This is a genomic window from Streptomyces sp. NPDC053079 (assembly GCF_044546695.1).
In the GTDB taxonomy this organism is placed as follows: Bacteria; Actinomycetota; Actinomycetes; order Streptomycetales; family Streptomycetaceae; genus Streptomyces.
The window spans coordinates 1,592,714-1,616,712 of record NZ_JBITZJ010000001.1 but is presented as its reverse complement, the minus strand read 5'-3'; the positions used below and the strand labels follow the sequence as shown (position 1 = coordinate 1,616,712).

General features: G+C 72.9%; 23 protein-coding genes. 3 read left to right on the top strand and 20 right to left on the bottom strand.

Translation table 11 applies throughout. The features are described 5' to 3' along the window. Positions 1–2: 2 nt before the first annotated feature. Positions 3–884, bottom strand: a complete 882-nt coding sequence (locus tag ACIGXW_RS07020; protein ID WP_399570693.1) for an NmrA/HSCARG family protein — start codon at positions 882–884, stop codon at positions 3–5. A 93-nt stretch (positions 885–977) separates the two neighbouring features. On the opposite strand from ACIGXW_RS07020, the gene ACIGXW_RS07015 reads away from it, so the two are divergent. Further along, positions 978–1,466 carry a MarR family winged helix-turn-helix transcriptional regulator gene (locus ACIGXW_RS07015; protein WP_399570854.1) on the top strand — a complete coding sequence of 163 codons (489 nt, stop codon included), beginning with the start codon at positions 978–980 and terminating at the stop codon, positions 1,464–1,466. Between the two features lie 31 nt (positions 1,467–1,497). On the opposite strand, the gene ACIGXW_RS07010 is transcribed toward ACIGXW_RS07015, so the two are convergent. The 15 genes from ACIGXW_RS07010 to ACIGXW_RS06940 form a co-directional block, all read right to left on the bottom strand. Then, complete coding sequence (locus tag ACIGXW_RS07010) at positions 1,498–1,995, bottom strand: flavin reductase family protein (RefSeq protein ID WP_399570691.1); 498 nt, start codon at positions 1,993–1,995, stop codon at positions 1,498–1,500. Next, the gene (locus ACIGXW_RS07005) at positions 1,992–3,254 is read right to left on the bottom strand and encodes an MFS transporter (protein ID WP_399570689.1); all 1,263 of its coding nucleotides are present in this window, start codon (positions 3,252–3,254) and stop codon (positions 1,992–1,994) included. Before ACIGXW_RS07005 ends, ACIGXW_RS07010 begins: the two co-directional genes overlap by 4 nt. Positions 3,255–3,259: 5 nt before the next feature. Next, complete coding sequence (locus ACIGXW_RS07000) at positions 3,260–4,537, bottom strand: ATP-grasp domain-containing protein (RefSeq protein ID WP_399570687.1); 1,278 nt, start codon at positions 4,535–4,537, stop codon at positions 3,260–3,262. Between the two features lie 64 nt (positions 4,538–4,601). After that, the gene (locus tag ACIGXW_RS06995) at positions 4,602–6,014 is read right to left on the bottom strand and encodes a hypothetical protein (RefSeq protein ID WP_399570685.1); all 1,413 of its coding nucleotides are present in this window, start codon (positions 6,012–6,014) and stop codon (positions 4,602–4,604) included. After that, entirely contained in the window at positions 6,011–7,369 is a 1,359-nt protein-coding gene (locus tag ACIGXW_RS06990; RefSeq protein ID WP_399570683.1) for a PLP-dependent aminotransferase family protein, read from the bottom strand. Before ACIGXW_RS06990 ends, ACIGXW_RS06995 begins: the two co-directional genes overlap by 4 nt. Continuing rightward, complete coding sequence (locus tag ACIGXW_RS06985; RefSeq protein ID WP_399570681.1) at positions 7,366–8,490, bottom strand: alpha-hydroxy acid oxidase; 1,125 nt, start codon at positions 8,488–8,490, stop codon at positions 7,366–7,368. Before ACIGXW_RS06985 ends, ACIGXW_RS06990 begins: the two co-directional genes overlap by 4 nt. A gap of 1 nt (position 8,491) precedes the next feature. Then, positions 8,492–9,565 carry a 4-hydroxyphenylpyruvate dioxygenase gene (gene hppD / locus ACIGXW_RS06980; RefSeq protein WP_399570679.1) on the bottom strand — a complete coding sequence of 358 codons (1,074 nt, stop codon included), beginning with the start codon at positions 9,563–9,565 and terminating at the stop codon, positions 8,492–8,494. Beyond that, the gene (locus tag ACIGXW_RS06975; RefSeq protein WP_399570677.1) at positions 9,562–10,545 is read right to left on the bottom strand and encodes an LLM class flavin-dependent oxidoreductase; all 984 of its coding nucleotides are present in this window, start codon (positions 10,543–10,545) and stop codon (positions 9,562–9,564) included. Before ACIGXW_RS06975 ends, hppD begins: the two co-directional genes overlap by 4 nt. Further along, entirely contained in the window at positions 10,542–11,870 is a 1,329-nt protein-coding gene (locus ACIGXW_RS06970; RefSeq protein WP_399570674.1) for a hypothetical protein, read from the bottom strand. Before ACIGXW_RS06970 ends, ACIGXW_RS06975 begins: the two co-directional genes overlap by 4 nt. Further along, on the bottom strand, positions 11,867–13,045 hold the full coding sequence (locus ACIGXW_RS06965) for a GNAT family N-acetyltransferase (protein WP_399570671.1): 1,179 nt from the start codon (positions 13,043–13,045) through the stop codon (positions 11,867–11,869). The genes ACIGXW_RS06970 and ACIGXW_RS06965 overlap by 4 nt, the downstream gene beginning before the upstream one ends. A 101-nt stretch (positions 13,046–13,146) precedes the next feature. Then, positions 13,147–13,542 carry an aspartate 1-decarboxylase gene (gene panD, locus ACIGXW_RS06960; protein ID WP_071962977.1) on the bottom strand — a complete coding sequence of 132 codons (396 nt, stop codon included), beginning with the start codon at positions 13,540–13,542 and terminating at the stop codon, positions 13,147–13,149. A gap of 86 nt (positions 13,543–13,628) precedes the next feature. Further along, positions 13,629–15,143 (bottom strand): DUF6002 family protein, encoded by a 1,515-nt coding sequence (locus tag ACIGXW_RS06955; protein WP_399570669.1) that lies wholly within the window; start codon positions 15,141–15,143, stop codon positions 13,629–13,631. A 72-nt stretch (positions 15,144–15,215) separates the two neighbouring features. Beyond that, positions 15,216–16,364 carry an acyl-CoA dehydrogenase family protein gene (locus tag ACIGXW_RS06950; RefSeq protein WP_399570667.1) on the bottom strand — a complete coding sequence of 383 codons (1,149 nt, stop codon included), beginning with the start codon at positions 16,362–16,364 and terminating at the stop codon, positions 15,216–15,218. 781 nt (positions 16,365–17,145) lie between these two features. Further along, entirely contained in the window at positions 17,146–17,943 is a 798-nt protein-coding gene (locus tag ACIGXW_RS06945) for a helix-turn-helix domain-containing protein (RefSeq protein ID WP_399570665.1), read from the bottom strand. A 13-nt stretch (positions 17,944–17,956) separates the two neighbouring features. Beyond that, the gene (locus ACIGXW_RS06940; RefSeq protein ID WP_399570663.1) at positions 17,957–18,859 is read right to left on the bottom strand and encodes a helix-turn-helix domain-containing protein; all 903 of its coding nucleotides are present in this window, start codon (positions 18,857–18,859) and stop codon (positions 17,957–17,959) included. 388 nt (positions 18,860–19,247) lie between these two features. Here ACIGXW_RS06940 and ACIGXW_RS06935 point away from each other — a divergent pair, with 388 nt between their 5' ends. After that, positions 19,248–19,925: an HNH endonuclease family protein gene (locus ACIGXW_RS06935; RefSeq protein WP_399570661.1), complete on the top strand. Its 678-nt coding sequence runs from the start codon at positions 19,248–19,250 to the stop codon at positions 19,923–19,925. 44 nt (positions 19,926–19,969) lie between these two features. On the opposite strand, the gene ACIGXW_RS06930 is transcribed toward ACIGXW_RS06935, so the two are convergent. Then, positions 19,970–20,413, bottom strand: coding sequence for a GNAT family N-acetyltransferase (locus ACIGXW_RS06930; protein WP_399570852.1), 444 nt, complete (start codon positions 20,411–20,413; stop codon positions 19,970–19,972). 139 nt (positions 20,414–20,552) lie between these two features. On the opposite strand from ACIGXW_RS06930, the gene ACIGXW_RS06925 reads away from it, so the two are divergent. Beyond that, on the top strand, positions 20,553–21,206 hold the full coding sequence (locus tag ACIGXW_RS06925) for an HAD-IA family hydrolase (RefSeq protein ID WP_399570660.1): 654 nt from the start codon (positions 20,553–20,555) through the stop codon (positions 21,204–21,206). Positions 21,207–21,236: 30 nt separating this feature from the next. On the opposite strand, the gene ACIGXW_RS06920 is transcribed toward ACIGXW_RS06925, so the two are convergent. The 3 genes from ACIGXW_RS06920 to ACIGXW_RS06910 all read right to left on the bottom strand — a co-directional run bounded on the left by ACIGXW_RS06920 (position 21,237) and on the right by ACIGXW_RS06910 (position 23,695). Continuing rightward, a complete protein-coding gene (locus ACIGXW_RS06920; protein WP_399570658.1) occupies positions 21,237–21,884 on the bottom strand; it encodes a DUF3592 domain-containing protein in 648 nt (215 codons plus the stop codon). A gap of 3 nt (positions 21,885–21,887) precedes the next feature. Further along, positions 21,888–22,442, bottom strand: coding sequence for an SRPBCC family protein (locus ACIGXW_RS06915; protein WP_399570656.1), 555 nt, complete (start codon positions 22,440–22,442; stop codon positions 21,888–21,890). 155 nt (positions 22,443–22,597) lie between these two features. Continuing rightward, complete coding sequence (locus ACIGXW_RS06910; protein WP_399570654.1) at positions 22,598–23,695, bottom strand: mechanosensitive ion channel family protein; 1,098 nt, start codon at positions 23,693–23,695, stop codon at positions 22,598–22,600. Positions 23,696–23,999 lie beyond the last annotated feature (304 nt).

Below are 23,999 nucleotides of genomic sequence, written 5' to 3'. Positions count from 1 at the left end.
TGTCAGTGGTGTGCGGGCTCGGTGGACAGCAGGGTGGTCCAGTCCTGGCCCGTGGCCCAGTCGGTGAAGGTGTGCCAGCCGGCTTCGGGGTAGTCGCGGCGCAGTGCGGCGACGTCGACGTCGAGGCCGGTGGTGGTGAAGTACTCGAACATCGCTGCCAGGTCGGTGGAGTGGTTGCGGACGTAGGTCAGGGGGACCTGGTGGTGGGTGATGGGGCGGCCGGTGGCGGTGGTGAGGGTGTGGGCGATCTGGGCGGGGGTGAGTTCGTCGGAGGCGATGTCGATGCGCTGGGTGTGGAAGTCCTCGCGGTGCCCGAGGATCAGGGCGGCGAAGGTGCCGATGTCGGTGGCGGGGATGAGGGTCAGGGGTGCATCGGCGGGCATGGGCCAGGCGAAGGTGCCTTCGCGCAGGGAGTCCAGGGTCCAGCCGGCGGCGTAGTTGTCCATGAAGGCCGCCGGGGCGATGACCGTCCAGGGGATGCGGGAGGTGCGCAGGTGCGCTTCGATGGCGTGCTTGCTCTCGTAGTGCGGGATGCCGGTGTTGCGGTCGGCGTGGGCCGCGGAGGTGAACACGATGTGGCCGAGGCGGGCGGCTGCGGCGGCGTCGATGAGGGTTTTGCCCTGGCGGGTTTCGGTGGTGGTGTCGGTGCCGAAGGGGGTGGTGACCGCGAAGAGGGAGTCGGCGTGGGCGAGGGCGGCGGTGAGGGTGGTGGGGTCGTCGAAGTCCGCGTGGTGGATGTCGGCGCCGAGGTGGCGCAGGGTGTCGGCGGCGGGTGAGTGGGGGTGGCGGGTGAGGGCGCGGACGTGGTGGCCGGCGGCGATCAGGGCGCGGGCGGTGGCTCCGCCCTGGGCTCCGGTGGCTCCGGTGACGGCGATGGTGAGCATGGTTCTCCCCAGGAGTAGAATTGCTGCGTGACGCAGTTGATGCGTCACGCAGCAGACTACGAGGAATTGCTGCGCCGCGCAGCGATAGGGAGTGTGATCCACGTGACAGACCCGCGCCGGGCCCGGCTGTATGAGGAGTTGTCGTCTGAGTCCCGCCGCTACCTGGCGGCGTACGCGCTCTTCAACCAGGCTGTCGCCGATCACCTCGGCCTGCATCCGACGGACATGCAGTGCCTGAGCCTGCTGACGGCCGAACCCGAGCCGCTCACCGTCCGGCAGATCGCCGACCTGACCGGCCTGACCACAGGATCGGCCACCCGCCTGGTGGACCGGCTCGAACGCGACGGCTACGTGGTCCGCACACCCGACCGGCAGGACCGCCGCCGGGTCCTGGTCACCCCGGTGCCCGAGCGCATCGCCCGGGTCACCGCGGTCTGGGACGACCTCGGCCCCGCCTGGCACGCGCTCCTCGAGAGCCACACCGAGGACGAACTCGAGGTGATCACCGAGCACATGCGACGGGTGCAGGACCTCAGCCACGCCCAGATGCGGCACCTGCGCTCCCTGCCCAAACCGCACTGAACACCTTTACGGCACCTCACCGCGGCCGGCATCAGGAGGCGGGGGCGCACCGGCCCGAGCCCAGCAAGGCCCCTTCCAGGAAGAGCAGGTGCTCACCGCCGCCGGTGGCATGCGATGCGACCGCGCCCAGGACCAGGACGTGGTCCCCGACGGGGATCAGGCGGGTGAGGCGGCAGGTCATGGTGGCCAGGGCATCCGGTACGAGCAGATGGCCGTCCTGGCTGCGGGAGAGGGAGGAACCGGGCAAGGGCGCGCCGGGGGCGGCCAGGGCGGTGGCGAGGCCGGTGTGGCCCGTGTGCAGGACGCTGATGCTGAAACGGCCGTCACGGGCGATCGCGGCCAGGGTGCGGGTGCCGTGGCCCAGCGAGACCAGGACGATCAGGGGGTCCAGGGAAACGGGCGTGAAGGAGTTGACCGTCATGCCCGCCGGCTGCCCGGCCCCCGGCGACAGCACGACGGCGACCCCGGTGGCGAACTTCCCCGCGCAGCGGCGGAACTGCCCGTGCGGGGTGGGGGTGGCGGGTGTCATGGACTGCGCTCCGTTCGAAAGGTGGGCTTTTGGGCCGCGGCGGTGGTGCGGGTGGTGCAGCGGGGGCCGATGGCCAGGTGGCCCAGGGCGGCGGCGGTGGCCAGGAACAGGCAGGTGCCCCACAGGGCGGTGGGGCCGGCCCTCAGGTAGAGGGCGGTGCCCGCCGGCGGGCCGGCCGCCGTGCCCAGGGCGGTCGCGAAGCCGTAGAAGCCGGCGTAGCGGCCGCGCAGGTGGGCGGGGGCGAGGTCGGCGACGGTGGCCAGGAGGTAGGAGGCGCACAGGATCTCCCCCAGCGTCCACAGGGTGACGCTCAGGGCGAGTTCGGTCGTGGAGCGGCACAGTGCGGTGGCGCCGAAGCCGAGTCCCAGCAGCAGCTGGGACAGGGCCAGCAGGCGGCAGCGGCCCGGGCCCCCTACGGCTTTGAGGCGGCGGAAGAGCAGGGGCTGGACCAGCACGATCACCAGGCCGTTGACGGTCAGCAGGAGCCCGTAGGCGCTCTGGGGCAGGTCGTGGTCGCGGACGGTCAGGGGGAGGGTGGAGAAGGCCTGCATGTAGATCAGTGACTGCGCAAGTCCCAGGAGGCAGAAGGCGAGGAAGAGGCGGTCGGTGAGCAGGGCGCGGTATCCCCCGCCGGGGCCGGCCGGGGGCTTGGGCCGGTGGCGCGGCAGGTGGCGCCAGCCGTAGGCCAGGCCCAGGGCGTACAGGGCGGTGGCCGCCGCGTCCACGCAGAACAGCAGCCGGTAGGAGCGGGCGGCCAGGTATCCGGCGAGCATGCCCGAGAGGGCGAAGGCGAGGTTGACCGCCCAGAACATCAGGGAGAAGGCCACAGGCCGGTCCCGGCCGGGGACGATGTCGCCGATCAGCGCGCCGGTCGCGGGGCGGAAGAGGTCGCCGGCCAGCCCCAGCAGGACCAGGACGGCCGGCAGGGCGGGGGCGGGCACGGTGACCATGGCCAGGACCAGGACGGCGGTGGCCACAAGTCCGCCAACCGCGGTGGCGCGCCGCCCGGCGGTGTCGGCGAGGTGGCCGCCCAGGGGCTGGCTCAGCAGGTTGCCGGCGCCGTAGCAGGCGGTGAGCAGTGCGGCGTCCGCCAGGTCGAGGCCGCGGGCGCCGGTGAGGTACAGGAGCAGGAAGGGCAGCAGGAATCCGCAGGCCCGGTTGACGAACGCGCCGCCCCACAGCCACCAGAACTCCGTGGGCAGGCGCCGGGGCCCGATACGGCCAGGGGCTGTACGGGCCGGGTGGGGCGGGTGGGGCATCGCCTTCAGGGGCCTTTCGTGGGAGTGGGGTCGGTGACCTGGACGGTGCAGTGGCCCAGCGCTTCCTGGGCGCGTTCGACGGCCTGGGCGGTGTCGGTTCCGGTGGCGATGACGTGGCCCAGCCGCTCGAGGTTGGAGAGCATGCGCGGGGCGCGGTCGCCGACGGCGCGCTGGAAGCGGACCTCCCGTACGCCGGGCAGGGCGGCGAGGTGGGCGGGGTCGGTGAGGTGGGTGATGACGCCGTGGCCGGGTGAGGGGATGAACCGTACGGCGGCGCCGCCCAGGGCCCTGGGGCGTACGTCGGGCCGCCGGCCCAGGAGGGCGTCGAGCTGGGCGCCGAAGAGGTCGACGCCGTCGGCGAGGCGGACCAGTTCGGCGATGCGGTCGCCGGCGACGCGGGGGTTGATCTCGACCACGCGCGGCTGGCTGCGGCCGAAGCGGCAGCGCAGCTCCACGTGGGCCGGGCCCCAGGTCAGGCCGGTGGCGGCCACGGCCCGTTCGGCGGTGCGCAGGAGTTCGGCGGCCAGGGGGGCGGGGATCTGTGCCGGGTAGTGGTGTCCGAGCTCGATGAAGTGCGGTGGCGGGCCCAGGAGCTTGGCGTTCACGCCGATCCCCCGGCCGTGGAAGATCTCCACCGAGAATTCCTCGCCGGCGAGGTACTCCTCGACGAGGACTTCCCGGGGCACTTCGAAGCCGAGGTAGTCGGCCAGGGACAGGATGCGGCCGGCGTCGCGGACGACGTCGTCGGGGGTGGCGCACAAGGTGATGTGGGCGCTGCCGGCGAGGGTGGTGGCCTTGACGACGACGGGGTAGCCGATCCGTTCGGCGTGGGCGAGCGCCTCCTGGGGCGTCTCGGCGCGTCCGAAGGCGGCGTTGAGGCCGGGGTGGGGCTCCAAGGTGGTGCGCAGCAGTGCTTTGGAGCGGCAGCGGCGTACGGCGTGGGGGTCGGGGCCGGGCAGGTGGAGGCGGGCGGCGGCATCGGCGGCGACCTGGACGGAGAACTCGTAGAGGGTGGTGAGGGCGGCCAGGTGATCGATGGTGCGGCAGTGGGCGGTCACGGCGTCGGTGTCGTCGGTGCGGCAGTGGTGGATCTGTGCGCCCGCCTCGCGCAGCCGGGCGGCGCCGGCGGCGGGCATGCGCCCATCGGGGTGGGTGAGGACCAGCGGCTGGTGGCCTCTTTCGCGGATGAGGCGTACGGCGGCTTCGCCCGCTCCGGTGGGCGGTGCTTCGAGCAGGACGACAGTCGGGGTGGTGGTGGGGTGGAGGGGGCGGGGGTCGGTCACGTGTGGGACTCCTTGTGCGGGGTCGGGCCCCGGGCCGGGGGGTGGTGGTGCGGGAAGGGGTCGGTCACGGGGTCGCGGTGGGGGCCGCGTGGGGTGGCCGGATGAGCATCGCGGTGTTGCAGAAGGCCGAGTTGGCCATGTTGATGGGGTTCAAGGCGCTCTCGGCGGCGCTGTTCGTGGTGCGGGTGGGGGCGTCGTGGCGTACGAGCAGGCCGCAGGAGCGGCCGCCGATCAGGTAGGGGGACAGCACGAAGGCGACGTCTTCGTGGTGCACGCGGTCCGCTGCGGGTGAGAAGAACGGCATCCGCAGGGTGTCGGCGTCGACGAGTTCTTGCAGGACGACGTCGTCGTGTTCGAGTTCTTCGTGCAGGATGCGCAGCCACTGGGTGGGGCTGAGGTCGCGGCCGAAGACCACGCCGTGGCCGCCGTGGCCGCAGGAGGGTTTGAGGACGAGGCGTTCGCGGGCCTGGGCGGCGTGCGAGAGCGGGGCGCGGCGTTGGGCGGCGCTGTGGTGGCGTGGCAGGTGGAGGGTGAACGGCAGGTGGTCGCGGACCAGTTGGCGGTCGGCGGGGTCGAGCAGGTCGATGTCCTGGTGGATCCAGGCCAGGACGGCCTTGGCGGAGAGCAGGCTGGTGGCGTCACTTTGGAAGAGGCGGACGGTGCCGGCGCTCTGGGCGCGGGCTATCGCGGCCAGGCCGCCGTTGTCGTCGCTGACCTCGTCGCTGAGGAAGGGGCACAGCATCGCGTCCACGCGGTCGGTGCCGGCGTAGAGGAGTGCGGTGTGGTCGGTGCGCAGTTCGGACAGGCTTGCCTGGATGACGCGCAGGCCGGCGCGGGTGGCGCTGTCGGCCGAGGGGCGCAGGTAGGCGCGTAGTGCCGCTTCGCCGTCCAGGCCCGGGAGGCGGCCGCCGGCCGTCCAGGTCGGGATGAGCAGGCGTGGCGGTCCGTCGTCGGGGTGGGGCAGTGTCGCGGCCAGGTGGGCGGAGCGGGCTTCGATGACGGAGGGCGGGGGGATGAGGTGGGGGCCGTCCCACAGGTCGTGGTAGGCGGCGGCCAGGACGTCGACGGCGCGGGTGGCCGCGACCGCGGTGCTGATGTTGAGCTCGAGGAAGCGGGGGGTGCCGTCGCTCAGGAGGATGTCGGGGCGGGCGCAGGCGGTGAGTTCGGCGTGGTCCAGCGGCCGGTCGCGGTCGAGCAGGGGCAGCCGGCGGGGGTAGCGCAGGAGGTCGTAGAGGTCGCCGGCGGTGCGGGCGCGGCGCAGGCAGGCGTCGACGGCGAGGTGGATCATGCGGGCGGCCAGGCGGCCGAGCGCGCTCGCGGCGTCTTCGGTCAGGATCAGGGGGCGCAGGGGCTGCCAGGGCTGTTGCCAGCCGGGCAGTTCGTGGGCGGGCCACTGGTCGGTGGCGGCGATGCGGGTGTTGAGGAACCGGGTGCGGTGGGCGGCGGGCAGGTTCTCCCACTGGTCGTGGAGCTTCACTGTGCGGCCTCCTTGAGAGTGGGGGTGGGGGTGGGGGTGGGGTGGGCCAGGCGCCAGGTGATCAGGCGGGCGAGGCGGCGTACGCCGTCGCGGATCTGGTGGGGGTCGAGGTAGCTGATGGACAGGCGCAGGGCGTTGCGGCCGCCGGGGCCGGTGTGGAAGGAGCTCATGGGGGTCCAGATCACGCCGAAGCGTTCGGCGGAGATTTCCAGCAGGGCCTCGTCGGCGGTGAAGGGCACCTCGAGGCAGGCGAAGAATCCGCCGCCGGGGTTGTTCCAGCGCACGCCGCGCTGTGCGGCGTCGGGCAGGGCGGTGGCGAGTGCGTCGAGCAGCACGTCCATGTTGCGGCGGTAGAAGCGGGCCGCGGGGTCGTTGGCGGTGGCCAGGCTGCAGTCGTGTTCGACGAGCATGCCGCCGATCACGGCCTGGCTGACGGCGGGGGTGTTGACCGTGATCATGCTTTTGATCTTGGCCAGTTCCGCGGCGAGCGGGGTGCTGGTGCCGGTGGCTACGTCGTGTACCGGCTGGCCGGCCACGACGTAGCCGACGCGGGCGCCGGGGAAGCAGGACTTGGCGAACGAGCCGAGGTAGATGACGTGGCCGCGGGTGTCCAGGCTGTGCAGTGTGGGGTGGCGGTGGCCGTCGCGGGTGAAGAAGCCGTAGGGGTTGTCCTCCAGGAGGAGCAGGTCGTGGTGGTGGGCGACGGCCAGCAGGCGGTGGCGGTCGGTCAGGGTCAGGGTGTGGCCGGAGGGGTTGGCGAAGTCGGGCACCGCATAGCAGGCGCGGGGGCGTTTGCCGGCCTCGCGTGCGGCGTCGGCGGCCCGGGCCACCGCGTCCGCATCCAGGCCGTTTTGCCCTTCGGGGACGGGCTGGAGGGGGATGCCGAGGACGGCGGCGGCGCCGGTGACGCCGGTGTAGCAGGGTTCGGGGACGAGCAGGACGTCGTCGGGGCCGGCGAAGAGGGCGCGCAGGGTGGTGAAGAGGGCTTCCTGGAATCCGACGGTGATGACGACGTCGTCGGGGCGGGCGTGGATGCCTTCGTCGTTGTGCAGGGTGCGCACGAGGAGTTCGCGGATGATGCCGCTGGTCGGCCCGTACTGCAGGAGGGTGGTGGTGATCTGTTCCTCGCTCAGCCCGCGTTCGTCGCGCAGGTACTGGCGGTAGCGGGTGATGAGGCGTTCGGTGTCGCCGGGGGTGAACAGGCCTTCGTGGGGGCGTCCGGGGGCGAAGGAGATCGCGTGGGGGAAGCGGTCGACGATCTCGTTGAGGAAGTTCATCACGTCGAGCAGCGGGTCGCACAGCGAGGGGTGGAGGGTGGCTTTGTCGAGGGTGAAGGGGTGGGGGCCGGTGGTCACGGGGCCTCCTGCCGGGTGGTGGCGGGTAGGGCGGCTGCCGGGGGGTGGGGGGCGAGGAGGGTGGGGTCGAGGTCGGCGAGGGTGGGGCGGCCGCACAGGGCCATGGCGTCGGCCAGTTCCGAGGTCAGCAGGGTCAGCAGGTGACGGACGGCTTGGTGTCCGCCCACGGCCAGGGACCACAGGACGGGGCGGCCGATCAGGACGGCGCGGGCGCCGAGGGCGAGGGCCTTGAGGGCGTCGGTGCCATCGCGTACTCCGCCGTCGAAGAGCACTTCGCAGCGTTCGCCGGCCGCCTGCGCAACGTCGGGCAGGAGGTCGATGGTGGCGGCGGTGGTGTCGAGCTGGCGGCCGCCGTGGTTGGAGACGATCACGGCGTCGATGCCTTCGGTGGCCGCGCGGGCGGCGTCGGCGGGGGCCAGGACGCCTTTGAGGACGATCGGCAGGTCGGTGATGCGGCGCAGCCAGGCGATGTCGGACCAGGCCAGGGCGGGTTCGAGGGTGTCGGTGGTGTGCTGGGCGATCGCGGAGTGGCCCGGGGAGGCTTGGCGGAGGCCGGTGTGGGTGTCGGGGGTGAAGTTGCCGGGGTGGATGCCGGGGGGCAGGGCGAAGGCGTTGCGTGCGTCGCGGTAGCGGCGGCCGAGGACGGGGGTGTCGACGGTGAGGACCAGGGCGGTGTAGCCGGCCTGTTGGGCGCGGTGTACGAGCATCTGGGTGAGGTGGCGGTCGCGGAAGCAGTAGAGCTGGAGCCACAGGGGGCCGTTGGCGGCTTGTGCTGTGGCTTCCAGGCTGTGTCCGGAGAAGGTGCTGAGGATGGTGAGGGCGCCGGTGTCGGCTGCGGCCCGGGCGGTGGCGATCTCTCCTTCGGGGTGGGCCAGGGTGTGGTAGGCGACGGGGGCGACGGCGATGGGGGTGGCCAGGGTGGTGCCCAGGACGGTGGTGGTGGTGTCGGGTGTGCCGGTGCCGGTCAGGACGTTGGGGCGCAGGCGCAGGCGTTTGAGGGCGGCGGTGTTCTCGCGGAGGGTGATTTCGTCGCCGCTGCCGCCGGCGATGAAGTCCCATGCGGCGCGGGGCAGGCGGGTGTGGGCGAGGCTCTCGTAGTCCTGGACCCGGAGGGGTTGCATGTCAGGCTCCGCCGGTGGTGGCGGGGGCGGGGTGGGGGGTTTCGGTGCGGCGTACGGCTTCGTAGAGGGCGCGGATGTTGCCGCTGCCGAAGGTTTTGGCGCGGTCGCGCTGGATGAGTTCGAAGAAGAGGGTGCGGCGGGGGTGGGTGGAGCGGGTGAAGATCTGGAAGAGGCGGCCCCAGCGGTCCTGGTCGGCCAGGAGTGAGCGGGAGCGCAGGGCTTGGGTGTCCAGGGGCGGGTGCAGGGGGCCGACGCGCTGTTCGAGGGTGTCGTAGTAGGTGTGGGGGGTGGCCAGGAAGTCCACGCCACTGGAGCGCAGGGTGTCGGCGGCGTGGGCGATGTCGTCGGTACGGAAGGCGATGTGCTGGACGCCGGGGCCACCGTGGTCGGTGAGGAAGCGGTCGATCTGGCCTGGTTCGCGCCGGGGGTCGGGTTCGATGAGGGTCAGGACGAGGTGGCCGGCAGGGTCCTGGACGACCTTGGAGTCCATGGCCTGGCCGCCGACGGTGACGTACTCCTCGTAGGTGACGTCGAAGCCCAGGGCGTGGCGGTAGTGGTCGGCGGTGGTGGCGAGGTGGCCGTGGGGCAGGCAGATGGCGAGGTGGTCCACGGTGTGCAGCAGGGGGGTGGTGGGGTGGGTGTGTGTGGTGGGGTGCAGGGTGTGTTCGGTGGGGGGCAGGGGGTCGGTGGGGTCGTCGCGTTCGATCAGGGAGTGGGTGACGTCGCCGAAGGCGCGGATGCGGGCGACGGTTTTGCCGGGCAGCCGCATGGGGGCGCTGAGGGGCTCGGCGCCGCGGGCGGTCAGGGTGCGGAAGGCGTGGGCGGCGTCGTCGACGCTCAGGGCGATGTCGGCGACGCCGTCGCCGTGCCGGGTGACGAAGTCCCGTGCGGGCCCGTGGGGGGCGGAGCTGATGAGCAGCCGGATGCTGCCCTGGGTCACGAGGGCGGCCTGGTGGGGGGCTTCGGGTGCGGTGCGGGCGGTCAGGGTGAAGCCGTAGGCGTCGCTCAGGAGGGCGGCCTGGGCGAAGCAGTCCTCGGCGTGCAGGTGGAGGTGGTCGATGCCCTTGACGATCATGGGGTGCCTTTCACGGGCGGGAGTTGCGGAAGGGGGGCCGGCGGGGGCAGGTGCGGCAGGACCTGGCAGGCGATGCGTTCCAGGACCCGCAGGTCGGCCTTGAAGGGCGCTTGGGTGCGCGGGAAGGGGATGACGAGGTCGGTGAAGCCCAGCGCGGCGCAGCGGTGGGCCCGTTCCTCGAAGGCGGCGGCCGAGCGCAGCGGGGGCTCGGCGCGGTTGACGTCGAGGAGCAGGCGGCGCATGGCGGAGGGCGGGCGGTCCTCGTGTGCGCAGGCGCGGGTGAAGGCGGTGATCTGCCGGGCCAAGGTGGTGTCCTCGGCGACGGGTGCCAGGCGTCCGCCGCCGGGTGAGTGGCCGTTGGTCACCCAGATGTCGGCGTGCCGGGCCGCCACGCGCAGGGCGCGGGGGCCGGCCGCGGCCACCGCCAGGGGCATGCGCGGCTGCTGGCGGCAGCCGGGTGTCATGCGGGCGTCCTGTGCGGTGTAGTGGCGGCCGTGGTGGGTGGTGCGGTGCTGGGTCAGGAGGCGGTCGGTCAGCTCGACGAACTCGGCGAAACGCTCGTGGCGCAGGCGGGGGTCCTCGACGCCGGGGCCCAGGACGGTGGCGTCGGTGCCGGCGGGCGCGCCGGCGCCCAGGCCGAGCACCATGCGGCCGTCGGAGAGGTCGTCGAGGGCGATGAAGTCTTTGGCGAGGGTGACGGGGTGGCGGAAGTTGGGTGAGCTGACGAGCGTGCCCAGGGCGATGCGGGAGGTGGCCCGTGCGGCGGCGGCCAGGGTGGGGACGGCCGCGTACCAGGGGGCGTCGCTCAGGTCGCGCCAGGCGATGTGGTCGAAGGTCCAGGCGTGGGCGAGGCCGAGGTCTTCCGCCAGGCGCCAGGCGTGTTCGCTCTCGCGCCATGGGCCGGTGGGCAGGATCAGCACGCCCACGCGCAGCGGCACCCGCGCCGGCGCGGGGGGGTGCGGCGGGTAGCTCGGGCTCATGTGCCGACCACCGCGTTGAAGGAGGCCCCGGTGAAGGTCGTGGAGATCACTCCGGTCCGGTCGAAGGGGTCGTGCCGGGCGAAGCAGCCGCCCGGGCGGCCGTCGAAGAGCAGGGGGCTGATGACCGGTGCCACGTGGTGCTCGGCCGTACGGGCGGCCGAGCGGTCCCAGAAGCGGCAGGGGAAGCGGTCGGGTTCGACGTATTCCTGCACCACCCAGGTGCCCTCCCGCAGGGCGCGCTCGCACTGCGCGTTCCAGGCGGCCGGCTCCAGGCGGGCGCCGATGGACACGGCGGTGCCGCAGTTGCCGGCGGACGGTTTGAGGACCAGGCGCCGCTGTTCGGCCCTGAGCAGGGCGGGCAGGTCCTGGCGGCGGCCGTGGTGGTCGACGGGGCCCTCCCGCACGACGCGGGTCCACGGCAGGTAGCGGTCGATCACCTCGCGCTGGCGGCTGCTCAGCCAGGGGCCGCCGGCCGAGGCCCAGGCCAGGACGAGCTTGTTGGAGATGAGGAAGGCGCTCTGCGGCGCGAGCATCAGGCAGCCGCGGCGCTGCGCCTGGCCCAGGGGGGCGGGGTCGATGCCCAGCTCGTGCCAGGCGTCGATCATCAGGTGGCGCAGGCCCACCGGGTAGCGCGGGAGGCCCTCGCCCAGGCCGTCGAGGAGGTCTTCGGGTTCGAAGAATTGCGCGGGGATGGCGCGCCGGTGGCGCAGGTAGTCGACTTCCAGGCGGAAGTAGCGGTCGTCGGCGAAGCCCGATTCCCGGCTCGAGCCGAGGATCGCGACGCCGGGGCGCCGTCCGAGGCTGCGGGCGGCCCGCTCGTAGAGGTCGGCCCGCACGGCGAAGGGCCGGGGGGTGGTGTAGGGGACGGGCCGGTGGCGGTAGAGGCGGTCGTAGACGGTGAGGATCTGGTCGGTGGTGACCACGCCGCCGACGGCGCCGCCGATGTTGAATTCCAAAAAGCGTGGTGTGCCGCCGCTGAAGACGACGTCGGGCCGGGCGATGGAGGTGGCCCACTCGGCTTCGGTGCCGGGGTCGGCGAAGTAGGGGTGGGAGCGGGTGCTCTGGCCCAGTGCGGCGATCTGGCCCTCGGGGGTGGTGGCGTGGGCGCGCAAGGTGGTGTGGAGGATGGCCAGGAGGTCGCGGGAGGCCTGGTGGAGTTCTGCCATCCATGGCCGGGGGACGGCGATGGGGTGCAAGGGGACGTGGGAGGAGCGGACGAAGGGCACGCCCCGCATCTCGTGCAGCAGCAGGTCCGCGGCGTCGGCGTCGGGCATGACGGGGCGCCAGGGCGCGGGGGGTGTGCGGGGGTTGCTGGGTGGTCTCACGTCGTCTCCGCGGGGGCGTCGGCGTCGCACAGGCCGTCCAGGTCGACCAGGCGGATGCCGGTCAGGCCGGGGCAGGTGGCGGCGAGGGAGTCGGTCAGGGGCGGCCTGGCCTCGTCGTGGAAGTAGAGGGCTTCGAAGGTGTGGGGGCCGTGCACGGCCAGCAGGGGGTTGCGGTGCAGGAAGTCACGGACCTGGGGGGTGTCGTGGGCGACGTGCAGCCACAGCCGTCGTTCGCGGTGCAGGTCGGGCGGCGGCACGACGGCGGCGCCCAGTTTCCGTTTGAACTGCCAGGTGCCCTTGGACAGGAACGGCTCGCTTCCCGAAAGGTCGACGCAGTCGATGCCCTTGGCCGCCGCCCATTGCAGTTGCAGGTGGTAGACGGCTGCCAGGGCGCCCTGGCGGCGGTGCTGGTCCTCGCCGTCCAGCACTCCGATGAGCCGGCCGGTCAGGCGCCGCCTGTCCCGGTCGACGGCGGCCAGGGCCCCCGCGACGCGCTGGTGGCCGTCGTGGACGAAGAACAGCAGGCCGCCGGGGCAAAAGAGGCTGTGGTAGGCGGTGTCCCGGTCCATGCTGCGGGCGGACCCGCCGTGCCGCTCGCGCATGGTGGGCGCGTGCATGCGGTCGTAGAAGTAGGCGAAGTCGGCGGCGCTGCGGGAGACTTCGAGCCGGTAGCCGTACCGGCGGACGTTGCGCTGGTGCTGGCGGCGCTCGGAGGCCGAGACGCGCCCGCGCCAGCCTTGCCCGTCATCCGTGCGCACCACCTGGTGGACGCGGAAGGGCAGGACGAAGGAACGCTCGCGCGGCAGGCGGGCCACCGTGGCCGGTGAACCGCCGACCAGGACCAGGTCCGCGCCCAGGCGCTCACACGCCGTCAGTACCTGGGGCCGCGCCACCCGCAGCACGTGGGTGGTGGCCGGGCCCGTGGCGCCCGGGAGGCTCAGGGCCCGGTCCTGCAGGAACGCGGTGAGGTAGGTCAGGCCGTCGCCGACGCCCGCGTAGGCCAGGGTCAGGCCGCCGGCGGTGCGGCAGACCCACAGCGTGGTGTTCGCGCTGCGGTCCTGCGCCCAGGCCCGGACCGTGTTGACCAGCGGGTTCTCCAGATGACGCCAGGCGTAGCCGGCCCGCGCGCGCAACGGCCGGACGTATCGGCCCGCCGCGGTGGCTGCCAGGGGCACGGGACTCTCCTCAAGTGGGTGCAGGGGGCCGCCCCCTGCCCCGGGCCGGGCGTCGTGCCCAGCCCGGAGAAAGGGGGGGGGTAGTGGGGGTGCCGTCAGGGTCAGCGGGTCGGCATCGCTTCGGTGTGCTCGCGGCCGCGCACGATCTCGCGCACCTGGTTGGTGTTCTCGTCCATCAGCAGGACGACGGGGTGCCAGCCGGCCGGAAGCGGCTCGGGCACCTGGGCGTAGGCCATGATGATGACGATGTCGTCCACGTCCACCAGGTGGGCCGCGGCGCCGTTGAGCTGGATCGTGCCGCTGCCCCGCTCACCGGGGATGGCGTAGGTCTCCAGGCGGGCGCCGTTGGTGACGTCGACGACCTGGACCCGCTCGAAGTCGCTGATGCCGGCTTCGTCGAGGAGGTCGGCGTCGATGGTGATGCTGCCGACGTAGTGCAGGTCGGCCGCGGTCACCCGGGCGCGGTGGATCTTGGAGTGGACGAGGGTCTTGTACATGGTCATCTGGGGTTTCCTCGCAATGCTTCGATAACGGAAAAAAGGGGGGTGGGGGGGGTGGGGAGAGGGGGCTGCCGGCGGCGGTCTCAGGCGGAGGCCGCCGCCAGCAGCAACCGGCTCACATCGCCCGCGGTGCTCACCTGGGTGGTGTGCGCCTGCGGCAGGGGTGCGAGGAGACGGTCGGTGTAGAGCCCCGAGCCGTGGATGACGATCTCGGCGTGCTCGGGGACAAGATCACGCTCGATGGCGAGATGGACGCCGGTGACCGCCTTGACCAGCGACCACTCCCGCAGGTCGCGGGGGTCGGCGGGCAGTTCGTGGCCCAGGGGGGCAAGAAGGCGGCGCAGCCGGGGGTAGAAGGCGAGGCATTCGTGGAGGGAGACCACGATGCCCCCGCCGCCGTGACGGCCGATCAGCTCGTTGACCTGGGCGGAGGTGACGGGGGCCCGGGTGTAGAAGGTGGGGTCGATCTGCTCGTTGGGGTCGTGGGTGACGGCCGGGAAGGCGCCGTCGTCGTCGCCGCGGTGGTAGAGCCCGGTGGTGGGGTCGAGGGCGTAGGGCGGCAGCAGTTCGTGCGCGGGCGAGCCCTTGAGGAGGCTGAGCACCATGTCGGGGGTGGCCAGTTGCTGGATGAGGAAGAACCCGGGGTGCCGGGCGGGCACGGGCAGGCCGGGCACGGTCTGTGAGGTGAGCGTGCGGTGGCCCAGGTGGTAGCCGAGCAGGCCGTAGGCGCTGGAGACGGCGTGGGCGTGCAGCCGGGGGGCGCCGTCGGCCTCGAGGGGGAAGGCGTCGGCCTCGACGAAGGCGCGGGCGGCGTCGGCGAGCCGGTAGTTGTCCAGGTCCAGCGAGTACCACAGCCGCCACCCTCCTTCTTCGAGGCCGGCCTGGCGGGCCAGGGCCGCCGCCTGGGAGGCCAGGTCCTTCACCGCGGCCGGGCTGTCGACGTCGGCCAGGGCGACGGGGTTGGCGCGCCGGGTGTCCTCGTCCGCGGACAGGGCGCTCTCGCGCAGCTTGGTCAGTGACTGCCGGGGAACGACCGTGACGATGCGCAGCTGGTCGGCGCCGACCAGGCCGTGGGCGTGGGCCCGGGCGACGGCGTCGCGCAGGGCGGTGCCCTTGTTGCCGGAGGTCGGGGTGAGGATGAGGATCCGCTCACCGGTGGTGCGGATGTGCTCGACGGCGCGGGCCACCATCACCAGGGAGGCGAAGGTCTTGGTGGTCAGGGTGCCCGGGTTGCCCATCAGGTCGAGGAAGAGCAGCCGGCGTCCCCGGTGGGTTGCCAGGTCCTGCATCGACATGCCGGACGTGCCGAAGTAGGCGGTCAGCTCCGGGGTCAGGGGCGGCAGGGTGAAGGCGGGGCTGAAGGAGCCCTGCGGGCCCTCGCCCTGCCCGGCACGTTCTGCATGTTCGGCGCGTTCGGCGCGTTCGGCGCGGATGGTGGCGGCCGCGAGTTCGAGGCCCTGGTAGTAGTGCGCGATCGCGTTGTCGCGGGTCAGCCGGATCGCAGAGGGGTGGGTGGTCGTCATGCGGGCGTCCTCGTCGTCGAAGGGCTCGTCGGGGAAGTGGCGCTGCGCGGAAGCACGGAGGAAAAGGGCGGGCACGGGGCGGAACCCGCAAGGGTGGGTGCGCAGGAGGCGGAACGGCGGAAAGAGAAAGGAGGCGGGGGCGGGGGTTCAGGGCGCTGTGGGGGCCCAGGTGTCGGCGGCCATCTCGCGGCACAGGTAGGTGGGAGGACCCATGTGGGCGATGGCCCGCGCGTCCCGTGCCAGCCGGTTGACGGGATGGGTGGCGACGAACGCCGCGCTCCCCAGGACCTGCTGGATACGGGTGCAGGCCGACTCCGCCACCGTCGAGCCGTAGGCCTTGGCGTGGAGGGCCAGGCGCAGCGCCCCGCCGGACGCGGCCCGGGCACCGGCCCGGTCGACCAGGGCGTGGGCGGCTTCGACCGAGGCCTCCACCTCGGCCAGCGTGTGCCGCATCGCCTGGTGTGCGAGCAGGCCCCGGTCGGCCGACTCCCTCAGGGCGGTGTCCAGGGCGGCCCTGGCGATGCCGGTGCTCACCGCGCCCAGCGTGTACCCCAGGTGGTGGGGGTGCGCGATGATCTCGGGGGTCTGCGAGGGCCGGCCGAGCCCGGCGTCCCTGGGGAGGCGGCAGTCCTCGAAGGAGACGAAGCCGGTGGCGGAGGAGCGCATGCCCACCAGGCCGGGGCCGGGATGGGCGTGGGCCCCGGGGGTGCCGGCGTCGACGAGGAAGAGGCTCTGCGCGGTGCTGCCGTAACCGCCCTCTCCCCCAGCTGAGGTCTGGGCGAGGACGAGGTAGACGTCGGCGATGCCGGCGCCGGTCGCGAAGGTCTTGTTGCCCTGGATCCGCCAGGTGTCCGGGCCGCACGAGGTGGCCTGGGTGCCGAGCTGCGCCTTCGAGGCGCCGGCCTTCTGCTCGCTCCACACGGAGGCCGCCAGGCATTCGCCCGCGGCGGTCGCGGTCAGGTAGCGCTGTTTTTGCCGCTCCGTTCCCCAGCGGGCGATCCGCGCCGTCACCGCGCAGTGCAGGAAGAGGACGATCGCGAGCGAGGCGTCGGCTCCTGCCACCAGCCTGACGGCGTCATTGACCGCGCCGGCGCCGGCGCCCATGCCGCCGTACTCCCTGGGCACGGCGAGCGAGAGCAGACCCGAGGTGCGCAGGGCCTCAAGGCTGCGCGGGTCCGGGCGGCCCTGCTCGTCGGAGGCCGCCGCCCGGGCCCGGAACTCCTCGAGGGCGGGGGCGAGGTCCGGCAGCAGAGCGAGCGCGTCGGATGCCGGGAGCGCGTGTTCTACAGCTCGCATGGGTGCAGACCATTGCCTTTCAGAAGGGTGGCGGTGCCCCTCGGTCCTTCGAGGGAGGGGGCGGGGCGCGCGTCGGCGGATGCGGTGCGGGGGCTGTTCGGGTGCTGCCGCAAGCCGGGCGCCGCAGCGACGCGGTGCGATGGGCAGAGCCTCACACGCCATTTCAGGCCGCCGGGGCGGCCCAGCGGCCCCGTGGGAGAAAATGGGACGGGGGATGGTGATGAGGCGGCCCTGGCCTGCACCTTCCCCTCCCTCCCCTTCGGGGAGAGCGGGAGCAAACGAGATGGCCCACGGCCGGAACGGGACCACGGGCCGGTCCTGAACCGGCCACGGGCCGCTCTTCCACCCGGGGCGCAGCGCATCTGCAGGCCGTTCCGCGGCCCCTCCCCCGCGTCCGCGCTGCTCCCCTGATCCGGCGTGCCGGGGTACCGGGGTGCGGATGCCCGGCGGGCGGGAGCAGCCTGCCCGGACGGGCTGGGGAATCGTCCACGGGAGGTGGGTGGCGGGCAGGACGGCCGCGCAGTGCGGCGGGCGCCGCGGTCGGGCAGAGGTCGGTGGTCATGGCCCTGCCCTTGCCCAGGGGCGTGGGATGGGTGGGAAGGGGTGGGACGGGGCGGGGTGGTCCGTACGCCCGGCCGCTGGGCCGTGGCGTCGCCGACGCCGCGCACCGCGTACGGGCGTGGCGGAGCATCACGGGGTGTGGCCGGAGGGCGGATTCGCGTGGTGGGGCCGTCTCACAGGCACGGTGTCCGGCGACGGGCCGGGAGGGGTGGGAGGCGCGTTACGGGCGGCGGTCCGGGATCCGTACCGCGCCCGTGCAGGTGCGGTCGGCGACCGCGGGATGGAGCAGGTCCAGGCAGGCGCCCACCGCATCGCCGGGATCGACGGGCAGCATGGGCGAGTCGTGGGAGCTCGCGGTGGGAAGGCCCGTGGTGTCCGCGCGGTGTCCGCCGTTGAACACGGTGAGCACGTCGCCTTCGAGCAAGCGCTCGGCATGGGCCCACACGGTGCGGCAGGTCGGGCTGTGACGCACCTGCACCCGGGCATGGCCGATCCACGCCGCGTGCAGGACGGTCGCGTCCGCGCCGCACTCGGCGGGCGGGAGGCCTCCTGCCGGGGCCCGGTGGCCGGCCGTGGCCGGGCGGTGTGTCGCGGTGCCGGGCGCGGCGTAGAGGACGGCGGTCACGGTGACGAGCAGGACCGCTGCCGGCAGGATCAGCCAGGAGGACGGGGCGGTGCGGGGCAGGCGGAAGCGGCCCCGGGAGAGGGTGGGAGGCGTGGGCGGGGCGCTGGGTGGTGGGGCCGGGGCGGCAGGTGGCCGGGCGGCGGGGCCGGGGGCGGGTGCCGCGATGCGGCCGTTGGCCAGTTCCCAGCAGCGCACCGCCGGGGCCGGGTCCGCTCCCGCGAGCCGCGCGAGGGCTTCCACGGCGGAACGGGGAGGGAGCTGCTTGCCGTTGAGGAACCGTTCCCAGGACGAGCGGCTGTAGCCGGTGCGGCAGCCCAGGCGGGCGTAGCTCAGCCCGGTGCGGGCCCGCAGGCAGCGGAGTTCGGTGACGAGCCGGCGCCGGTCACGGTCCATCACGGCAGGTCGTTCACGGGGCCGTGGGCGCGGGTGTGCCCTTGCCGGTGCATTCCTCGTCGTGGCGGGGGATCACCCCGCACGCGATCGCCTCGCCGGGGGTGTCGGTGGCCAGCATGCGGGTGTAGACGTCCTGTCCCCAGGTGATCTCCGCGGTGCGGGAGCGTCCGTCCGGGGTGCTCACGCGGACCTGGTAGCCGACGGTGCCGTTGTCGATCCGTGCCCACACCGCCGAACAGCCGGGGCTGTGCCGCAGGGTGACGACGAGTCCGACGAGCCAGGTCGTGCGGAGGGTCGTGGCGTCGCGGCCGCATCCCATCGCGGTGGGTTCCTGTCCCTCGCAGCTCTTGCCGCGGCATTGCGGGGTGGCCGGAGGTTCGGGGGCGGCCGGCGCCTTGGTGGCGGTCGCGGCGGCGATGGCGGCGTGGTCCGCGGGGTCGGGACGGTGCAGGTGCCGGGCGGTGAGGAAGACCGAGACGGCGGCCACGGCCGCCAGGACGAGGGCTGCGGCCGCCCAGCGGGCGGCGCGTATCGGCGAGGACGGGCGCAGGCGTTGCGCCGGGCGCCGGCAGGCCGGGCAGGCGGCGTCGGTCCCGGTGGGCGGGGTGGTCGGCGGGGCTGTGGCCGGTTCGGGCTGCGGGTTTGGGGTGGGGAGGTGGTCGTCGGTTTCCCGGGCGTACTCCCACAGTGCCAGGAGGCGGTCCCGGTCTCCCCCGGCGACGTCGGCGAGCTGCTCGACCGCTGCCCGGGTGGGGGGCTTGCCCCCGTTGAGGAACCGCTGCCAGGACGAGCGGCTGTAGCCGGTCCGCTCGGCCAGGGCCTCGTAGCTGAGGCCCGAGCACTCCTTGAGCCGGAGCAGCTCGGTGACGAGCCGTCGTCTGGCCTCGGCGGATTCCTCGTCGAGACGCTGCCGCATCGCCCCCACGATCCGTCCCCTTCTTTCGCTTCCGGGTCACGGCCGGTGCTCCGATGACGTCCCGTCATCACACGGGTGGCTGCCGGAGAAGCTGGCGCCGCGTTGAGTGGACTGTAATCGACGAAGGTGTGAAATCACCCCAACCGGCCAGTGTCATAACGATCACATAAGCGTCCCTGATCGACACATAAGCGCAGCTAGGGGGCTTGCGGTGCGAAACCGGTGGAGGTCTCTCCCGGGTGGGAGGCCGGTCCCCGGGGGGGGGGCCGGTCCCGCCCGTGGTGAGTGCCTGGGCGCATCGGACGGGGCGTCAACTTCCGTCTCCGGCATGCCTACGGCCGAGTGGCATGCGCGGGCTTTGCTCCTTAGGGCCGATATCTGTCGGTATGTGCTCACACGTTTCCGGTGGCGTCGCGCCGCCACTGCCGCCGCCCTGTGCCTGTCCGCCCTCGCCGCGACCACCGCCCCCGTATCGGCCCAGGCGCCCGTCGCCGCGCCGGCCGTCCGCCGGGACCTGCCCGAGCCGCCCTCCACGGACGTCGCCCGGGTGGAACTCGCCGACCTCACCGTCGAGCCGCCGCACTCGATGACCGGCTACAGCCGCGCGAAGTTCCCGCACTGGGTCAAGCAGCAAGGCGCCTGCGACACCCGCGAGACGACCCTCGTGCGCGACGGCAGGGACGTGAGGCTCGACGACCAGTGCCGGGCCGTCTCCGGGACGTGGGTCAGCGCCTACGACGGCAAGGTGTTCGCCTCGGCCGGCCAGCTGGACATCGACCACATGGTCCCGCTGGCCAACGCCTGGCGCTCCGGGGCCGACACCTGGAGCACCGACCAGCGCAAGCGGTTCGCCAACGACCTGACCAACCCCCAGCTGATCGCCGTCTCCGCAGCCTCCAACCGCTCGAAGGGCGACCAGAGCCCGGACCAGTGGCGGCCGCCGCTGACCTCCTACTGGTGCACGTACTCCCGCGCCTGGACCCACGTGAAGCACCTGTACAAGCTGAGCGTCACGCACAGGGAGCAGGAGACCCTGGTGGCCATGCTGGACACGTGCGAGCGCTGAGCGGCGGTTGACGCCGGTGGGCGGCAGGGGTCTGCCGGAGGGTCTCAGGGCCGCCAGAGGTAGCGGACGTCCGGCTCGCGTTCCTCGTTGCGCTCTCCGTCGGTCCGCTCGGCCTCCACGAAGCCGTGCCGCTCGTAGAACCGCCGCGCCCCCGCGTTGACCTGGAACGTCCACAGGCCCAGCCCCTGCGGCCGCTGACGCTTGGCCAGGTCCACGAACCGGTCGCCCAGCCCCCGGCCGCGCCACGGCGGATCGAGGTAGAGCTGCTCCAGCTCCGTACCCTCCAGCACCAGGAGCCCGGCCACGGCGCCGTCCCCGGTGACCGCCACCCAGCTCTCGCACTGCGGCACGACCACGTAGGAGAACCACTCCCGTACGGCGGCGTCGTCGTGTGCGCGGCGCACGGTCGGCAGCGCGGCGCCGAAGGAGCGCAGCCACACATCCGCCATGCCCGGCGCATCGTTGTCGTCGGCGCGCCGCAGCACCATGTCATCGGTATCGGTGTTCACAAGGCGTGACTGTCACAGATGAGGGATCGCGGCGCAGCCGGATTTCCGGGGCGCTGCCGGCTGAGGTGATCCGGCCCGGCGTGCCGACTGGCTGGCAGGGCCATGTACGCTCCCCGCCATGCGACTTCCGGCCGACGCCCTCTTGTTCGACAGCGATGAAACGCTGGTCTCCTGCCTGCACTCGGTCGTGCGCGTGTGGACCCGGTGGGCCCAGTCCTACGGGCTGACCCCGGCGGACGTGGCGCGCGTCGAGGTGCACGGCCGGCCGGCTGCCGCGATCGTCGCCGAACTCCTGCCGGCCGAGCAGGTCGCGCAGGCGCTGGTGCGCCTGGAGGAGGCCGAGGTCGCCGACGCGGCCGCGGGCGGTGCCGTACCGGTTCCCGGTGCCGTGGAGCTGCTGGCTTCGCTGCCGGTGGACCGGTGGGCCGTGGTGACGTCCGCGAACCGGCGGGTGGCCGGGGCCCGGCTGGGCCGGGCCGGCATCCATCCCAAGTTCCTGGTCACCGTCGACGACATCACCCACCACAAGCCCCACCCCGAGCCGTTCCTGGTGGCCGCCGGGCAGTTGGGCGTCGATCCGGCCCGCTGCGTGGTCGTCGAGGACGCGCCCGCCGGGCTGGCCGCCGGGCGGGCGGCCGGCATGGCGACCATCGCCCTGACGACCACGCACCGCGCGCAGGAGCTGGAAGCGGACGTGACGGTCGCCGACCTCACCGCCCTGTCCGTTCAGGTCATGGAAGACGGGCGGCTGGAGATCTCCGTCGCCGGCTGACGGCAGCCCTGTCAGGGGTCGTCAGGCTCGTCAGGGGTTCAGTGGTGGGAACCCCGACGGCATCGGAACCTCCGGCGGGGCGGGCAGATCCGGCGGCCTGGGGAGGTCGGTGGGCCAGCCGGCCGGCGGGTCCTGTCGCGGGGGCGGGTCCTGTCGCGGGGGCGGGTCCTGTCGCGGCGGGAGGGGGTGTTCCCTCACCTCGCCCACCTTGTCCTTCACCTCCGTGAAAACGCTGGTGACAGTGGCGAAGACGGCCGTCGCTCCCAGGCAGAGCAGGGTGGCGAACACCGCGAAGCCGATCTGCCAGCCGGTCTTCGCCCTCGCCTGCGGGTCACCCGGCGGATACGCCGTCGCCCGGCCGGGGCGCCCGGCCGGGTAGCGGATCACAACCGTCTCCCCCTCGAAGACCGTCGCGCGCCCCTCCTCCTCGAAACGCCTCGTCCTGCCGTCCTCGTCGGTGAACTCGTACACGTGGCTGAGGGATCTCGACGTACCGCGGTGCAGGCCGCGCCGCCACACCGTCGTGGTCACGTACGTGCGTACGCAGCGGCCCTCGACCACCCTCCCGTCGGTCCAGGCCGCCTTCAGGCACCGTCGCCGCCGCAGTGCCGCCGTCAGCAGGACCAGGGCGCCGAGGGTCATGAAGCCGGGTATCGCCGGCAGAACGTACTCGATCACGGGCTAGGAGTCGCCCTTCGTGATCATCTTCTCCGTGGCCGTGGCCGTGGCCGTGGCCGTCGCCGTGGCTGTGGTCGTCGCTGTGGCTGTGGCTGTGGCCGTCCGGCGGATGACGTCCAGGGTGTTGCGGACCGTCTCCAGCGTGCGGGCGCGCATCTCCTCGAGGACCTCCTCCTTGCTCCGGCCGTCGGCCGCCCGCGTGCCCGCGGAGGGCAGCTGCGGCATGTCGCCGATGAAGGTCAGCGTCAGGGCGCCGGAGGCATCCTCGCCTATGCGGTTGCGGATGACCCAGCTGTCCCGGTCGTCGCGCCGGAAGAAGCTGACCAGGAGAGGGGCCTCGAAGGTGACCTCCTCCCGCACGCGCTCACCGTTGACGACGACCTCGCGCAGCAGCCCGTTCTCACGCCGCTCGATCACCGTGCACTGGCTCATGCCGGGGACGAACGGCACGGCGTTCTCGGCCTTGCGCAGCAGCCCCTCCCAGACCTGGGCACGGTCGAGGCGGGGCTGCTCGGGATGAGCGGGGTCATTGACGGGCAGGGTGACTTCAATGCGCATGACAGGGACTCCACGGTGGGTTTCGGCGCTTGCCGGACACTTGGTGATCTTGCTGTCTCGCGCGGCCCGTATCAAGGGATATCCAGGTGGCGTGGCTCGATTTCACGTCCCCGGCCGCCCCGGCCCTGACACGGCCCGGGGCGGTCAAGGGGGCTTCAGACAGCCGTACCGGGGCGGTCCGGCAGGGTGTCGGGGCAGGTGCGGGGGTGCGGGATCTCGGGCTGGCCGCTGTGCTGCAAGGCCACGGTCCGGGCGGGGGCGGGGATGCGGATGCCCTCGGTGCGGTAGCGGTGGTGCAGGCGCTTGATGAACTCGTGCTTGATGCGGTACTTGTCGCTGTACTCGCCGACCCCGAGAATCACGGTGAAGCCGATGCGGGAGTCGCCGAAGGTGTGGAAGCGGATGGCCGGCTCGTGGTCGGGGACAGCGCCGTTGATGTCCTTCATCACGCTGTCGACGACCTCGTTGGTGACCTGTTCGACGTGTTCCAGGTCGCTGTCGTAGGCGACGCCCACCTGGACCGTGACGGTCAGGTTCTGCTCGGGCCGGCTGAAGTTGGTCATGTTGGTGCCGGCGAGCTGGGCGTTGGGGATGATGACGAGGTTGTTCGAGAGGTCCTCCACCACCGTGATGCGCCAGTTGATGTCGCGGACGTAGCCCTCCTCGCCGCTGCTGAGCCGGATGTAGTCGCCGGGCTGGACCGTCTTGGAGACGAGGATGTGCACGCCCGCGAAGAGGTTGGCCAGGGTGTCCTTCATCGCCAGGGCGATCGCCAGACCGCCCACGCCGAGGGCGGTGAGCAGCGGGGCGATGGATATGCCGAGGGTTTCCAGGACGATGAGGAAGCCCATCGCCAGGACCGCGATGCGCGTGATGTTGACGAATATCGTGGCCGATGCGGCGACGCCGGACCGGGACTGTGCCACGGTCTGCACCAGACCGCTGATCACCCGGGCGGCGGTGAACGTCGCGGTCAGTATGACGAGCGTCGTCAGTACCTGGTTGACGGTGTGTCCGACCTGGCGGGTCAGCGGGAGGGCAGCTGCCGCCGCCGCGACGCCGATCGCCACCGACGACCAGGGGGCGAGCGTGCGCAGCACGTCGACGATGATGTCGTCCCCGGCCCACTTGGTCCTGCGGGCCCGCTCAGCGAGCCAGCGCAGGATCACGCGCAGCAGCAGGGCCACGGCCAGGCCGGCGGCGATGGCGATGCCGGCGACGATGATGTCGTGGAGTGTCAGGGCCCGGGTCATCGGCGTTCCCCCGCCGTTACGGAGAGCTGGGCTGCCAGGTCGCACGCTGCCGCGGTCGCCGGGAGGCCGGAGTAATGACCGGAGTAATGAATCGTCACCTTTTACCTGTCTGTCCTGACGGATCGTGATCGCGCCAGGTCACGGGGTGGCTTGGCGCGCGAAGTCATCCTCCAACACGGCTGTTTCGGCGCTGCGCGGAGGAGGGGGATTGCGGGGATGGCCGGCCGGCCGGTGGCCGCCGGGGGGCGGGGGCCGGGGCCTGGCTGGTGGGTGGTGAGTGGCGTGGGGCGGCGCCGGGACGCAC